This is a genomic window from Rhizobacter sp. P2_D12 (assembly GCF_056404395.1).
Map to the genome: position 1 here is coordinate 1 of NZ_JBFUEB010000072.1, position 14080 is coordinate 14080.

Sequence of the window (14080 nt, forward strand, 5' to 3'; positions counted from 1 at the left end):
CCGGAGCAGGGGCCGGCGACGGCGACGGCGATGGTGCCGGGGCGGGGGCCGGCGAGGGGGCGGGCGCAGGCGCCGGGGCCGGCGAGGGAGAAGGGGATGGCGCGGGTGCCGGGGCGGGCGCCGGCGCAGGCGATGGTGCGGGGGCCGGTGCCGGCGGATCCGTCGAGACCGGCGGCGCGCTGTCACCGCCGTCCTTGCCGCCGCCACAGGCGGCCAGCAGCGCGACGCTGAGGAAGGTGGCAGCCAGGTGCCGGCTGCGGGAGCCGAGGCTCAGGGCGTTTACAAACGGCATGACGCTTCTCGCTTGCTTGCAAATGTGGCGCTTCGTGTCACCGCATCGCGCCGATCCGGTCGCGATCCGTCGTGCCACGGCGGTCATCCCCGGGGTTCGGGGTGCTTGCAGCGGGGTGTGCAGGAGCTGTGCCTGCCGGCGAAGGTTTGAAGGGGGAAGGCCAGCCGCTTTCGGTGTCGCCAAGCCGCTGTCGCAGCGGCGATGGCCATGGATGCAATCAAGAACAGCAGCAACCACACAGAAAGGAACTCGAACGAGCTCTCTCCTTCCTGCGTGTGAATCGCGAACAGTGGTTCAACAGTGCCGAGAAAATTTCTTGGCAGCAATGGCCACAGCTGGGGCAGTCTCATGAGCGCGACCGTTCCGGCGCAGGAAGTCGCAGCGGCCACGAGGAGCCCAAGCCCAGCATGCATCGCTTTCATCACCGTGTCGGGAGCTTCGGATGTTCCATCCGGAACCGCTTGTGTGGTGATCGCCAGAGGCATCCTTACGCACCGCGAACGCTTTTGGCGCGAAAGCCCGCCATTCACGGTTCGCAGCCCCGCGTATATCCCCAGGTCACCGCGGCGAGCAAGGCGGCAAAGGCAAGGATGATGCCGGTATCGATCCACGAAAGTTGGCCTCCGGGCGAGGTGGAGGCAAGAGCCACTGGTGCGAAGAGCCAGAGCGGGACGGAAGCCGCCGCAATCTTCTTGCCCGCCCTGGCTATCGCCGCTGAGAGTGCAAAGCCGCCAAAGATCGATCCGACAATCCATATCCAGGCGACCGTGGACCAAGCAAAGGCGGAGTTCAACATTCCAGAGTCCTCACGGTTCCAGGTTGTCCCACAGGAATCGCACGTGCTGCGGCAGTGTCAACCGGTCTTCGAGGCAGCGACTTGAATGCGAGTGGCAATGGTCGGGTTGGGATAGTCCGCCGCGACCACGACCATCAACGTCTTCTTGGTCGGAATGGCCCCAGCTTGGAGAAGGCGGAACACGGCCGTCTCATTCTTCATCTCGGCAGCGAACTGGAGCGCCGTTTCTCCAGAAGGCGTTCGGTAGTTCGGCGACAGACCTTGTTGAAGCAGGAACTCAAGCGCTTCTGTCGAGAAGCCCTTTGGAGTGGCAACAAGCATCATCATCAGATCCGCGCCTGAGGCAGTGTGCTTTGCATTCACATTCGCGCCCATGGAGACCAGGTAGCGCATCGCGGCCACCTGTCCACCTTGGGTCGCCAACATCATGGGTGTGTAGCCAGCAGCATCTGTCGAATCGATGTTCTGCGACGTGAGTGAGCCCCTCAACGTGAAGAGGTCTCCTGTCTCCGCCGCGATGAAGATGCTCGTTGCCGCCGAGGCCTGGGCGGAAGGTGTTTCTTGATTGCCACAGCTCGCAAGTGACAAGGCGCTTGCCAAGACAACGCAGATCGAACGGGTCGGCATTTCCAGTCTCCGGCCAAGCTATTGAGCGCACTTGCAACGATAGAACATAACTTGGTCCCGTTCATGCGGCCTGAAGCCCCAAGGAGATCGGTCGACGTCGTTCGTGTACGAGCTCTGGGAGACAGTCTCGTTCGGGCTGACAACGATGCCAACGTGACCCGTGTAGCCATGGCCGCCACGCATGCGCTGCACCGCAATGTCWCCGCGCTGGGCAAACACTCGTGGCACGCGCTCGAATCCTGGCACGGATCCGTCCCACCAGTCTTGCGCGAGCCATGGATTGCCGTTGGGCGCGAGACCGGGACCCGCCCCGGCTTGGTTGAGCATGGCGTTCACGAAGATGTTGCACTTGAATCTACCAATGAAGTTCCAGCTTGGGTTGGCCCTGAACTTCCCCCAGTTCGGGCTCCTGATGTTGGCTTCCGCGATGCGCGCAATGTCCTCTCTTCGCTTGTTGGGAGCGAAGAATGGGTGACTCTCCCAAGGCGGATCGCGATACCAAGGATCAAGACCATCGGGGTCGCTCAGTTGCAGGGGATTGCCGTCGGCGTATGTGTACGTGTCGATTCCGCCTGAGATCCCGATCGGATCGCTCTGCGTGTAACGCCCGCCCTCGGGGCTGTAGTACCGCTGCTGGTTGTAGAACAGCCCCGACTCCGCGTCCGCATACTGCCCCGGGAAGCGCAGGTTGAAGGTGAATGCACCCAACCCGTCCGGGTTGGTTTCGGGTCCGGTGGTGCCGAAGGGCTCGGCCAGCCAGCGCCACCGCGTCCGTTGGTTCGCGTCGAGCACCATGCGCGGCGTGTCCAGGTGATCGGTATGGATGTGAAACACCTGCGGCGCGCCGTCCGGATTCGCCGGATCGGGCATGAACATCGCCACCGGGATGTCCTCCAGCCAGACGTATTCGCGCAGCGCGTTGCCGTCGTGGCCGTACTCGCCCAGCAGATGTCCGTCGGGGTCGTAGACGAAGACCACCGTACTGGACCCACCCGCGCTGCTTGACTTGCGCACCCGCAGGCCTGCGGCGTCGTAGGTGTAGGCCGTGGTCTTGCCGCCCATGCTCAGCGCGGCAAGCTGGCCGGCGAGGTTGTAGGTGGCGGTCTGGTTGCGACCGGCGCCGCTCGCCTGCGTCGCGTTGCCCGCGTTGTCGTATTGCAGCGAGACCGCCGGATTGCTGACGGCCTGCAGGCGATTGCTGGCCGCGTCTGTCGCGTAGGTGCTCGCGCTGCCGTTCAGGCTGAGCAGTGTCCGGTTGCCGTTGGCATCGTGATCGATGCGCCAGCTCGCGGTGGCCGTGCTGACACCGGTCAGCCGGTCGTTGGCATCGAAACTGAAGCTCTGGTCCAACGCGGGCCGTGGCGTCCCGTCGCGTGCGAGGTGCGTGGAGCGGATGATCCGGTCGGCCTCGTCGTAGCGCAGGTCTCGCACGATGTCGCCGATGGGGTACCGCACCATCCGCCCCGCGAGGTCGTGGACGCGCTCATGCGCCACCGGCCCGGCCACCGTGTGCCACAGCCAGCCGCGCACGGCGCTGCCGAAGGGCTCCCATGCCAACTGGCTGATCAACGGCACCTCCTGCCCGCCGGCGCGTGCAGTCAGGCTCATCGCAACGATGCGACCGCCGTCCCACGCGATGCGCAGCTGCCGCCCGGACGGATAGGTGACGCTCGTCCGCCGGGCGAGCGTGTAGCCGTACTCGGTGACGAGCGTCAGCGTCTTGGCGTTGGCGCCGATGCCCGGCTCGATGCGCTGCGTGACCGTCTCCAGCTCCCGACCGGGACCGTAGCGGTACTGGCTGGAGCCGCCGGGATAGGACGTGCTGGTGAGCTGCCCGTGGCTGAAGCCGTACGCCGCCCCCTCTTCGTCGTAGGCCATGCGCGTGGTTTCGTCGCGCTGTCCGGCCCGGCTGTATTGCACCAGCGTCGGCCGATGCCGCCAGTCGTGGCGGAAGCGGCCGGTCACGCCACGGCTGTCCGTCGAACCGACGAGGTCGCCCGCGCCGTTGTAGCTGAACTCGGTGACGCCGGTGTCGGGGCTGATGAGCTTCGTGATGTTGCCCCACGCGTCGCGCTCGTAGCGGGTTTCCAGGCGGCGTGGATCGGTGACCTGCAACAGGCGATCGCGGCCGTCATGCTGGAGCCTCGTTGTCGCGAGGGAAGGATCGACGATGGTCTCGACGCGCGACAGCGGGTCATAGCTCAAGCGGGTCGACAGGTCCAGCGTGCCCGCACCTCGCACGGTGCGCGTGACGTTGCCCTCGGCGTCGTACTCAAGTTCGGTCACCCATGGCGGAGACGACGGCACCGGTGGCAACGACTGCGCCCGTCCCGCCTCCGACGTGACGGCGACGCACGCCAGGACCATTGCGCGCAGCCTGCTCATGGTGCCGGCCTCACGCTGCGCTGCGCACGTCCCAGCGCATCCATCGCCCGCACGCGGGTGCGTTTGACGCTGCCATCGGGCCCGCTGACCCGCTCTCCGATGCGGTTGCCGGCGTTGTCGAGCTTGTAGTCGACCCGGCTGCCCGTGTTGTCCAGCTCGGCGACCAGGCGATGGGCATCGTCGTACTCGAAACCCATCCAGCTCGCATCTGGCAGCGTGATCCGCAGCAACTGGCCGGCGGCGTCGTAGGTGAAGCGCGTCGTGTACGGCCCGACGCTGTGGCTCAGCAGGCGGTCGCGCAGGTCGTAGGTGTTGAGCGTCACGACGCAATCGGGGTCCACGCTGCGCAGCAGCAGACCTGACCGGGTGTAGTGCGTGTACCTCGTCACTTTGCCGTCCGGCGTGATCCGGGTCGTGAGGTCGCCCTTGGTGTGAAAGCTGCCGGCATTGTCCGGACAAGGCGCGGCGCCTGCGAACGAAGCAAAGCCCAGTGCGGCCACGGCCAAGCCCCATGCGCGAAGCCGCGCAAGCCATTTGAAATCCATCTTTCTTCTCCCTGAACAGAGCGGGTTGCGGTTGCGAGCGCGCAGTCTCGCGAACCCACCGCCCCAGCGTCAGGTGAAAGATGTCCGGGTCACGTTTCCGAGATGGCGGGTTCTCGAAAAGCGATGGCTGGACGAGGCCCAGGCCTTTCGCCCGCCTCAGGCGTCGTGCACCTGTGTCGTGTCGGCGCGCAGCGCGCCCTGCGCGACCAGCTCCGCCACCAGCTGGCGGCAGCCGGCCGACGCATCGGCCCAGCCGAGCCGGCGGCCGATCGAGCCGAACAGCCGCGTGCCCTCGGCCCACGCCAGCACGCCGGCCCAGTCCTGCGTGCGCTCCTCCATCAGGTGGTACTTCAGCAGCACCTTGGCCCCATGTCGCGCGTGGCGCCGCGGGTCGGCACGGAAGCCGGCCAGGCGCGAGCGCGCACGCGCCAGCGCGCCGGCCACGTCACCGAACGGCGCGCCGTGGCCCGGGATCACCTGCTGCACCGGCAGGCGTTCGATCAGGTCCAGCACCGCGGCCACTTCGTCGAAGGCCTGCACGCCGTCGAGCTCCGGGAAGACCACGCCGAAGCCGTTCTCCCACAGCGCATCGGCCGAGACCAGCACGCCGTCGCGCGCGTCGAACAGCATCAGCGACTGCGGGTCGTGCCCGGGCGCGGCCAGGGCCTGCCAGTCGCGCCCGCCCACGCGCAGCACCTCGCCCGGCGCCAGCGCGGCCTGCGCGTCGAAGCGCTCGCAGCGTTGGCCGGTCGCGCGGTACGACAGCGCATCCTCGTCCCAGGCCTGCACCGTGGCCCAGCTCGCCTGCGGCACCGTGACGGCCGCACCCAGCTCGCGCTGCAGCGCCGCATTGCCGCCGCAGTGGTCGGAATGCAGGTGCGTGTTGACCACGCGCGCCAGCGGCCGCCCTTGCAGCGCATGCCGCACCAGCGCCAAGGTCTGCGGCGCATGCAGGCAGTGGCTGCTGTCGATCAGCACCGCGCCCTCGCCCGGTTCGCCGGCGAGCAGCACGTTGTTCGATGACAGCCAGCCGCGCTCGAACACGCGCACGCCATCGAGCGGCGCCGTCACCGTCATTGGCGGATCGCCTCGATGCCGATCTGCAGCGTCACCGTGTCGCCGACGACCGGCAGCCCGTAGGTGATGCCGAACGCGCTGCGCGAGAACGTGGCCTCGAAGTCGCCGCCGCACACCTCGCGCTTGAGCATCGGGTGCTCATAGCAGTTGAAGTGGAGGGCATGCAGGCTCAGCGCCTGCGACTGCCCATGCAGCGTCAGCTCGCCGCGCAGCTCCGCCGGCTGGCCGTCGACGAAGCGGAAGTTGCTGGCCACGAAATACGCCTGTGGGTAGTTCTTGACGTCGAGGAAGCTGTGGCTGCGCAGGATGCTGTCCAGCGGCGCGACGCCGCTGTTGATGCCGGCGGTGCCGATGGTGATCGACGCCTCGCCGCGCTGTGCGGCCCGCTCCAGCGTCACGTGGCCGCTGATGTCGTCGAAGCGGCCGCGGCTGGTCGAGGTGCCGAAGTGCCGCACCGCCCACTGGATGTGCGTGTGCGCCGGGTCGATCAGGTACACCGCCGGGGCCTCGGTACCGGCCGCTGCTTGCGCGGCTGCCAAGTGGGCGCACGCCAGCAGCGAAACGGCAGCGAAACACCTGGGGACAATGGGGATGGACATGGGTGCTCTCGGAAGCGGTCGGCTGCTGATAATGCGTCATCCGGCCGCTTGTTGCCGTCAAGGAAGCCCATGCCCGCAGTTCCGGCGGATGCTCCCCGCCCGTCGTCCGACCCCGACGCCAGCCTGGCGCGGCGTGTCGCCGACGAGCAGACGGTGCTGCTGTACCACCGTTCGCGCACCGCCACGCTGACCGGCGTGCCGTTCGCGCTGCTGATGTGCTGGGGCATGCTGCCGTACGGCCCGGCGGCCCAGCTGTGGACCTGGTTCGCGATGCGCTGCGCGGTGTCGACGCTGCGGCTGCTGCTGCGCAACCGCTTCTTCGCGGCCGCGGAACACGCGGCGCAGCCCTGGCGGCAGCGGCTGCTGGTGGTGCTGGCGCTCGATGGCTTCGTGTGGAGCCTGGCCGGCACATGGCTGATCCCGCAGCAGCATCCCGATGTCGTCGCGCTGATGATGGCGGCATTGGTCGGCGTGTCGGCGGTCGCGATGTTCGTGCTGCAGGCCGGCTGGACGGCCTGCGCCGCCTTCCTGCTGCCGTTGCTGCTGCCGGTGGCCGTCATGCAGGCGCTGCAGGGCACCCGCTTCGGCGTCTTCGCCGGCCTCGGGCTGCTGTTCTTCATGGCGCTGATGCTGTGGGAGTCGCGCATCGCCGAGTCGCGCATCCGCGAGCTGCTGCGCCTGCGCTTCACGACCGACCGCATCGCCGAGGAGCGCGCCGAGGCGCTGGCGCTGGCGCAGCGCCAGAGCAGCGTGAAGAGCCAGTTCCTCGCGACCATGAGCCACGAGATGCGCACGCCGCTGCACGGCATCCTGGGCCTGGCGCGCATGCTGCGCCGCGGCCCGGAGCCGCCGACGCCGGCGCAATGGGACGTGATCGAAGGCGCGGGCGAGCACCTGCTGGCGCAGATCAACGACGTCCTCGATTTCTCGCACCTGCAGGGCGGCACCATCGTGCTCGCGTCGCAGCGCTTCGACCTGGCGGCGCTGGTCGACGAAGTGGTCGCGCAATCGGCCACCAGCGCCGGCGAGCGCGGGCTGCTGCTGCAGACGCGCCTGGCGATGCCGCGGCCGGCGATGGTGGTGGGCGACCCGGCGCGGCTGCGCCAGGTGCTGCAGCAGCTGCTGGGCAACGCGATCAAGTTCACCGACGCCGGCTCGGTGACGGTGATCGCCAAGCACCACGCGGTGCGCGGGCGCGCGCGCATCGACGTGCGCGACACCGGCGTCGGCATCGCGGCGGCCGACCGGCTGCGCATCTTCGACGCGTTCCAGCAGGCCGACAACTCGTTCCGCCGCCGCTATGGCGGGGCCGGCCTGGGGCTGACGATCGCGCGCGAGCTGGCGCGTGCGATGGGCGGCGACCTGGTGTGCACCAGCGTGCCGGGCGAGGGTTCGAACTTCCGGCTCACGCTGGCGCTGCCGGCGGCGGCGGAAGACCTGCGGCCGGCCTTGGCCGTGGCCGGCGAACGCGGCGGCCGGATGCTGAGCGGGCATGTGCTGCTGGCCGAGGACAACCCGGTGAATGCGCTGGTCGCCGAGGCGGCGCTGCAGGCGCTCGGCCTGTCGGTGCAGGTGGTGGGCGACGGCGAGCAGGCGCTGGCCGCGTTCAAGGCGCGGCGGCCGGATCTTGTGCTGATGGACTGCCAGATGCCGCTGATGGACGGCTTCGAGGCGGCGCGCCGCATGCGCGAGCACGAGCAGGAAAGCGGCGCCGGCCTGCGCACGCCGATCGTCGCGCTGACCGCGAACGCGATGGAGGGCGACCGCGAGCGCAGCCTGGCGGCGGGCATGGACGACCACATGGCCAAGCCGTTCCGCGACGACGCGCTGTGGGCGACGCTGCGGCGATTGCTGGGCTCGTAGCCCGGAGGCCAATCCGGGTCGGCGGTGGCGGCGCGATCCCGGATTGGCATCCGGGCTACGGATTCAGTGCCCGCCGCCCAGGTAAGCCGCCTTCACCGCCGGATCGTTCTTCAGCCGTTCGGCCGGCCCGTGCACCGAGATGCGGCCGTTCTCGAGCACGTAGCCGTAGTCGGCCACGTTCAGCGCCGCGGCGGCGAACTGCTCCACCAGCAGCATCGTGACGCCGTCGGCCTTCAGCCGCGCGATGATGCGGAACACCTCCTCGACCAGGATCGGCGCCAGCCCCATCGACGGTTCGTCGAGCAGCACGATGTCCGGGTTCAGCATCACGGCGCGCGCCATCGCGAGCATCTGCTGCTCGCCGCCGGACAGCGTGCCGGCCAGCTGCTCGCGGCGTTCCTTCAGCCGCGGGAACAGTTCGAGCGCGCGCTCCAGGTCGGCCTTCACGTCGCCGCGCGGGCGGCTGCCGGTGAGGCGCGGAAAAGCCCCGAGCGTCAGGTTGTCGGTCACCGTCATCGTCGCGAACACGCGCCGGCCTTCCGGCGAATGCGCGAGGCCGCGCTTGGCGATGTGGTACGACTCCAGCCCGTCGATGCGCTGCCCGTTCAGGCTGATCGCGCCGGCCGTCGGCTTGATCATCCCGGACACCGCGCGCATGGTCGTCGTCTTGCCGGCGCCGTTCGAGCCGATCAGCGTCACGACCTGGCCCTTGGGCACCTCGATCGAGATGCCGTGCAGCACCTGCACCTTGCCGTAGCCGGCTTCGAGATTCTGGATGGTCAGCATGTCGTTGCCCTCAAGCCGCCTGGCCACCGACGACTTGGCCGCCGAGATAAGCCTCGATGACCTTCTCGTCCGCCTGCACCTGCGCCGGCAGGCCCTCGGCGATCTTCTGCCCGAAGTCCAGCACCGACACCGTGTCGCAGATGCTCATCACCACGTCCATGTGGTGCTCGATCAGGATCACCGTGATGCCGTGCTCTCGGATCTTGCGCACGATCGCGATCAGCTCCTTGATGTCCGGTGCCGTCAGGCCCGCGGCCGGCTCGTCGAGCAGCAGCAGCTGCGGGTCCAGCGCCAGTGCGCGGGCGATCTCGAGCAGCCGCTGCTTGCCGTACGGCAGGTTGCGCGCCTCCTCGTGCAGCAGCCCGGCCAGCCCGACGAACTCCAGCAGGCCGAGCGCGCGCTGCGCCGCGGCACGCTCCTCGCGCCCGTGGCGCGGCGTGTGCAGCGCGACGTCGGCCAGGTGGCTGTGGAAGCTGTGGTGCAGGCCCACCTGCACGTTCTGCAGCGCCGTCATCTCGCCGAACAGCTGCACGTTCTGGAAGGTGCGCGCGATGCCCGACAACGCGATGTCCGACGAGGTGCGGCCGACCAGCGAGCGGCCGGCGAACGCCAGCGTGCCGGCGGTCGGCGTGTAGATGCCGGTCAGCACGTTCATCATCGTGCTCTTGCCCGAACCGTTCGGCCCGATCAGGCCGTGGATGGTGCCGCGCCGCACGGTCAGGTCGACGTTGTTCAAGGCCTTCAGCCCGCCGAACTGCATCACCACGCCTTGGGCCACCAGCAGCTGCGCCGCGCTGTGCTGCGCCGCGGTGGCGACCGCGTCCTTCGGCGTGGCGGCGGTGGCCAGCGCCGGCACCTCGACGCGGCTGTGCAGGTTCAGCGCGTTGCGCACGAAGCCGACGATGCCGTCCTGCAGGTAGTAGACGACGAACAGCGTGATCAGCCCGAAGATCGACAGCCGCCAGTCGGTCATCGTCGTCAGCACGAAGGAGACGCCGGCCAGCGCCAGGCTGCCCACCACCGGCACCGCCACCGAGCGCAGCGTCGCCTTGCCCCGCTTGAGCGCGACGCCGGCACCAACGGCCACGCCGAGCGCGATCAGCACCGCGACCCAGCGGAACATCTCGATGTCGTCGAGCAGCTTGGGCAGCATCACGATGATGGCCGCGCCCAGCAGCGCGCCGCTGCGCGTCTTGCGCCCGCCCATGATGATGGCCAGCAGGAACAGCACCGTCAGCTCGAAGTTGTAGGTGTTCGGCGAGATGTACTGCTCGGAGTAGGCGTACAGCGAGCCGGCCAGCCCGGCGAGGCCCGCGCTGATCACGAACGCATAGACCTTGTAGCGGTAGACCGAGACGCCCATGCAGTCGGACGCCACCGGGCTGCCGCGCAGCGCCTCGAAGGCGCGGCCCAGGTGCGAGCGCAGGATGCGGTGCACCACCACCAGCGACGCGACCAGCAGCGCCACCACCACCCAGTAGTAGCCGCGCTCGTCGAGCTGCAGGCCGAACAGCATCGGCTTGTCGAGCTTGATGCCCATCGGCCCCTCGGTCAGGAAGCTCATCTCGTTGATGAGGATCTGCACGATGGTGCCGAAGGCGAGGGTCACCATCGCGAGGTAGGGGCCGGTGACGCGCAATGCCGGCAGCGCGAGCAGCGCGCCGAACACCGAGGTCACCGCGATCGCGGCCGGCAGCGTGATCCACAGCGGTGCGGCCAGCTTCATCACCAGCACGCCGGCGGTGTAGGCGCCGATGCCGAACAGCCCGGCATGGCCGAGCGAGACCTGGCCGGTGTAGCCGACCACGATGTCGAGCCCGAACAGCACGATCGCGTAGATCATGATGGTCTCGAGCAGGTGGATGTAGTACGGGTTGGCCACCGCCAGCGGGAAGGCCGCGAGCGCGGCCACGCCGATGCCGGCGGCGATGAGGGAAGAGCGCTTCATGCTCAGACTTTCTTGATCGCGGACTTGCCGAACAGGCCGGCGGGCTTCACCGCGAGCACGATCAGCAGCAGCACGAGGCCGGGCACGTCCTTGTAGCCGGTCGACAGGTAGAAGCCGGTGGTGGTCTCGGCGACGCCGAGGATGATCCCGCCGACCACGATGCCCATGCCGCTGGTCAGCCCGCCGATGATCGCCACCGCGAAGGCCTTCAGGCCAAGCACCGCGCCCATGGTCGCGCCGGTCAGCGTGAGCGGCGCGATCAGCACGCCGGCGAAGGCGGCCGTCATCGACGACAGTGCATACGAGAACGTGATCACGAGGCCGGTGTTGATGCCCATCAGCTTGGCCGCGTCGCGGTCGTTGAAGGTCGCGACCACCGCCTTGCCGTAGATGGTCTTGCGGTTGAAGAACTCCACCGCCAGCATCATCAGCAGCGCGCCCGCCACCACGAGGATCTCCATCGGCAGCACGTTGGCGCCCAGGAACTTCAGCGGCGATTCCGGCAGCGGCGACGGGAACTTCAGGTCGTCGCGGCCCCACACGTTCTCGGCCACGTTCTTGAAGATGATGCCCAGCGCGATGGTCGACATGATCCAGCCGAACTCCGACTTGATCTTGATCGCCGGGCGCACGCCGATGCGTTCGACGAAGGCGCCCTGCGCGGCGCCGAACAGGCACACCAGCGGGATCATCAGCCAGTAGTTCACGCCCAGCCCGACGAGGGTCAGGCCGACCAGCGCGCCCAGCATCAGCGCGTCGCCCTGGCCGAAGTTCAGCGTGTCGGAGGTGGCGAAGGTCAGCTGGTAGCCGAACGCGATCACCGCGTAGATCATCCCGAGCGCGATGCCGCTGTAGATGAGTTGGGTCAGGATTTGCATGGTGGCGTCCTGCGCAAAGGAACGCCGCCGGGCCGGTGGCCAGCGGCGGCGTGGAGGGTCAGGGGCGAATCACTTCTTGGCCGCGCTCAGCGCACCCTTGGCGTTCGGGTCCTTCACGCGCACTTCCGAGGCCTTCTTGAAGTCGTCCGGGTAGGCGTAGACCACGCGCTGCCCCTTGACCTCGCCGAACACCGGGATGTTGGCGGTGATGGCCTCGTGGTCGCCCTTGCTGAACGGCTTGTTGTAGGTGGTGACCACGCCGTCGACCGGCGTCTTCAGGTCTTCGAGCGCGGCCTTCACCTTCGGCCCGTCGGTGCTGCCGGCCTGCTTGATCGCGGCGGCCAGCAGGTAGACCGAGTCGTAGCCCTGCGCGGCCGACACCGGCGAGTCGATGCGCGCGTTCTTCGGGTTGAAGGTCTTCAGGTAGTTGATGATGAAGGACTGGCGCTTGGGCGTCGTCGGTTCCTGGATGAAGGTCTGCGGCATGCGCGCGCCTTCGCCGCCGGGGCCGGCGTTGTCGATGTAGTTGGCCATCGACAGCGTCCAGCTGCCCACCAGCGGCACCTTCCAGCCCAGCTTGGTCATGCCGTTGGCGATCTGCGCCAGTTCGGGGCCGATGCCGTAGGTCAGCACGGCCTCGGCGCCGGCTTCCTTGGCCTTCAGCAGCTGCGCCGTCATGTCAACGTCCTTGATGTTGAACTTCTCGACCGCGACCGGCTTGATGCCCTTCAGGCCCAGCGCCTTCTCCAGGTCTTCGCGGCCGAGCTGGCCGTAGTTGGTGGAGTCGGCCAGGATCGCGACCTTCTTGAAGCCGCGGCGCGTGATGGCCTCCTCGACGATCATCGGCGCCTGGATGCTGTCGTGCGCCGCGTTGCGGAAGATGTAGTTCTCGGGCTGGCTGTCGAACTGGTGCGTGATCAGCGAGCCGGTGGCCACGTTGTTCATCACCGGGATCTTCGCGTCCTGGTAGAAGCGCTGCGACGCGAGCGCGACGCCGGTGTTGATGTAGCCGACGGTGGCGGCCACCTTTTCCTTGTTGATCAGCTCCTGGGCGATCTGCACGCCGCGCTCGTTCTTGGCCTCGTCGTCGCGCTCGACCAGCAGCAAGGGGCGGCCGAGCACGCCGCCGGCCTTGTTGATCTCGTCGGCGGCCAGGCGCACGCCGTCGCGCATGCTGACGCCCATCGACGACGAACCGCCGGTGAACGGCCCGGCGACGCCGATCTTGATCGGGTCGGCGGCGAAGGCGGCCGCGGCGGCGAGGCCGAGCGCGGTGGCCACGAGGGTGGCGGAAAGACGGATCCGGGGGCTGCGCATGTTTGTCTCCTGCTTGCGGCGGTGGGATGGATCGAAGCCATGGCGAAGCCCTGTGTTCCGGGACACGACGTTTCACGCACGGCATCGGCGTTCCGTCTTGTGGTGCTTCGTTGCGACCAGCGTCGAATGCTCGCGCATTCGCCCTGATCTGCCCTCGTGGTATTCACGTACGTGGTCTTCGCGTCCGCGCCGGGCCGCGCGGCGGGCTTTGCGTGCAGGCTGAAGCTGCTTTGCGCAGGACGCAGCAATGCGCACCGCCAAGGGGCGGTGCGCTGCAGGGGATGTGCGCTTATCGCACGCAACAAGTGTGCGCCCGGGCCTCCCGGCCCGTCGGTGTTTCCAGCGTTACTGCTTGACCGCTTCGATCTGGATCAGCAGGCGGATGTTGTCCGGCAGGCCGTACTGCAGGCCGTAGCTGACGCCCCACTGGCTGCGCTGGATGGTGGTCTCGAAATCACCGCCGCAGACCTCGCGCTTGAGCATCGGGTTCTCGTAGCAGTTGAAGTTGGCCGCCGTCAGCGTGACCGGTTGGGTCTTGCCGGCCATCGTCAGCGTGCCTGCGACCGAGCTCACCTTGCCGTTGCCGTCGAAGTTGAACTTGTCGCCGACGAACTTGGCGGTCGGTGCTTCGGCGGTGTTGAAGAAGTCCTTGCTCTTCAGGTGCGTGTCCAGCGCCGGCACGCCGGTGCTGATCGACGTCATGTCGAAGGTGACTTCGGCGCGGCCGCTCTTGCCGGCCTTGTCCAGCGACACGGTGCCTTCCTTCTTGTCGAAGCGGCCGCGCAGCGTGCTGGTGTTGAAGTGCTTGGCCTCGAAGGTCACGAAGGTGTGGGTCGGGTCGACCGCGTAGGTGGCGGCTTCGGCATGGGCCAGGCCGGCGGCGGCGAGGGCGGCGGTGGCGATCAGGGTCTTGGTCAGCATGGAAAGTGTCCTGGTGGGGTGGGTGAAGTACAGCAAGAAAAATGAG

General features: G+C 68.1%; 12 protein-coding genes and 1 pseudogene. 1 reads left to right on the top strand and 12 read right to left on the bottom strand.

What is annotated here, in order from left to right:
• The 7 genes and pseudogenes from AC1DYN_RS21890 to AC1DYN_RS21920 all read right to left on the bottom strand — a co-directional run.
• Positions 1-292, bottom strand: a pseudogene (locus AC1DYN_RS21890) (hypothetical protein); the annotation flags it as partial.
• 526 nt (positions 293-818) lie between these two features.
• Positions 819-1088, bottom strand: a complete 270-nt coding sequence (locus AC1DYN_RS21895) for a hypothetical protein (protein ID WP_477963227.1) — start codon at positions 1086-1088, stop codon at positions 819-821.
• 57 nt (positions 1089-1145) lie between these two features.
• Positions 1146-1715: an ankyrin repeat domain-containing protein gene (locus tag AC1DYN_RS21900; RefSeq protein ID WP_477963228.1), complete on the bottom strand. Its 570-nt coding sequence runs from the start codon at positions 1713-1715 to the stop codon at positions 1146-1148.
• 18 nt (positions 1716-1733) lie between these two features.
• Positions 1734-4100, bottom strand: a complete 2367-nt coding sequence (locus tag AC1DYN_RS21905; protein ID WP_477963229.1) for an RHS repeat-associated core domain-containing protein — start codon at positions 4098-4100, stop codon at positions 1734-1736.
• Positions 4097-4645: a hypothetical protein gene (locus AC1DYN_RS21910; RefSeq protein ID WP_477963230.1), complete on the bottom strand. Its 549-nt coding sequence runs from the start codon at positions 4643-4645 to the stop codon at positions 4097-4099. Before AC1DYN_RS21910 ends, AC1DYN_RS21905 begins: the two co-directional genes overlap by 4 nt.
• Before the next feature lie 156 nt (positions 4646-4801).
• A complete protein-coding gene (locus AC1DYN_RS21915) occupies positions 4802-5722 on the bottom strand; it encodes an MBL fold metallo-hydrolase (protein WP_477963231.1) in 921 nt (306 codons plus the stop codon).
• Positions 5719-6321, bottom strand: coding sequence for a YceI family protein (locus AC1DYN_RS21920; protein WP_477963232.1), 603 nt, complete (start codon positions 6319-6321; stop codon positions 5719-5721). The genes AC1DYN_RS21915 and AC1DYN_RS21920 overlap by 4 nt, the downstream gene beginning before the upstream one ends.
• 69 nt (positions 6322-6390) lie before the next feature.
• On the opposite strand from AC1DYN_RS21920, the gene AC1DYN_RS21925 reads away from it, so the two are divergent.
• Entirely contained in the window at positions 6391-8184 is a 1794-nt protein-coding gene (locus AC1DYN_RS21925; RefSeq protein ID WP_477963233.1) for an ATP-binding protein, read from the top strand.
• Between the two features lie 63 nt (positions 8185-8247).
• On the opposite strand, the gene AC1DYN_RS21930 is transcribed toward AC1DYN_RS21925, so the two are convergent.
• The 5 genes from AC1DYN_RS21930 to AC1DYN_RS21950 all read right to left on the bottom strand — a co-directional run bounded on the left by AC1DYN_RS21930 (position 8248) and on the right by AC1DYN_RS21950 (position 14034).
• A complete protein-coding gene (locus tag AC1DYN_RS21930; RefSeq protein ID WP_477963234.1) occupies positions 8248-8970 on the bottom strand; it encodes an ABC transporter ATP-binding protein in 723 nt (240 codons plus the stop codon).
• Between the two features lie 10 nt (positions 8971-8980).
• On the bottom strand, positions 8981-10918 hold the full coding sequence (locus AC1DYN_RS21935) for a branched-chain amino acid ABC transporter ATP-binding protein/permease (RefSeq protein WP_477963235.1): 1938 nt from the start codon (positions 10916-10918) through the stop codon (positions 8981-8983).
• Between the two features lie 2 nt (positions 10919-10920).
• Positions 10921-11796 carry a branched-chain amino acid ABC transporter permease gene (locus AC1DYN_RS21940; RefSeq protein WP_477963236.1) on the bottom strand — a complete coding sequence of 292 codons (876 nt, stop codon included), beginning with the start codon at positions 11794-11796 and terminating at the stop codon, positions 10921-10923.
• Between the two features lie 69 nt (positions 11797-11865).
• Positions 11866-13113 (bottom strand): ABC transporter substrate-binding protein, encoded by a 1248-nt coding sequence (locus AC1DYN_RS21945; protein ID WP_477963237.1) that lies wholly within the window; start codon positions 13111-13113, stop codon positions 11866-11868.
• Positions 13114-13458: 345 nt separating this feature from the next.
• Positions 13459-14034: a YceI family protein gene (locus AC1DYN_RS21950; protein WP_477963238.1), complete on the bottom strand. Its 576-nt coding sequence runs from the start codon at positions 14032-14034 to the stop codon at positions 13459-13461.
• Positions 14035-14080 lie beyond the last annotated feature (46 nt).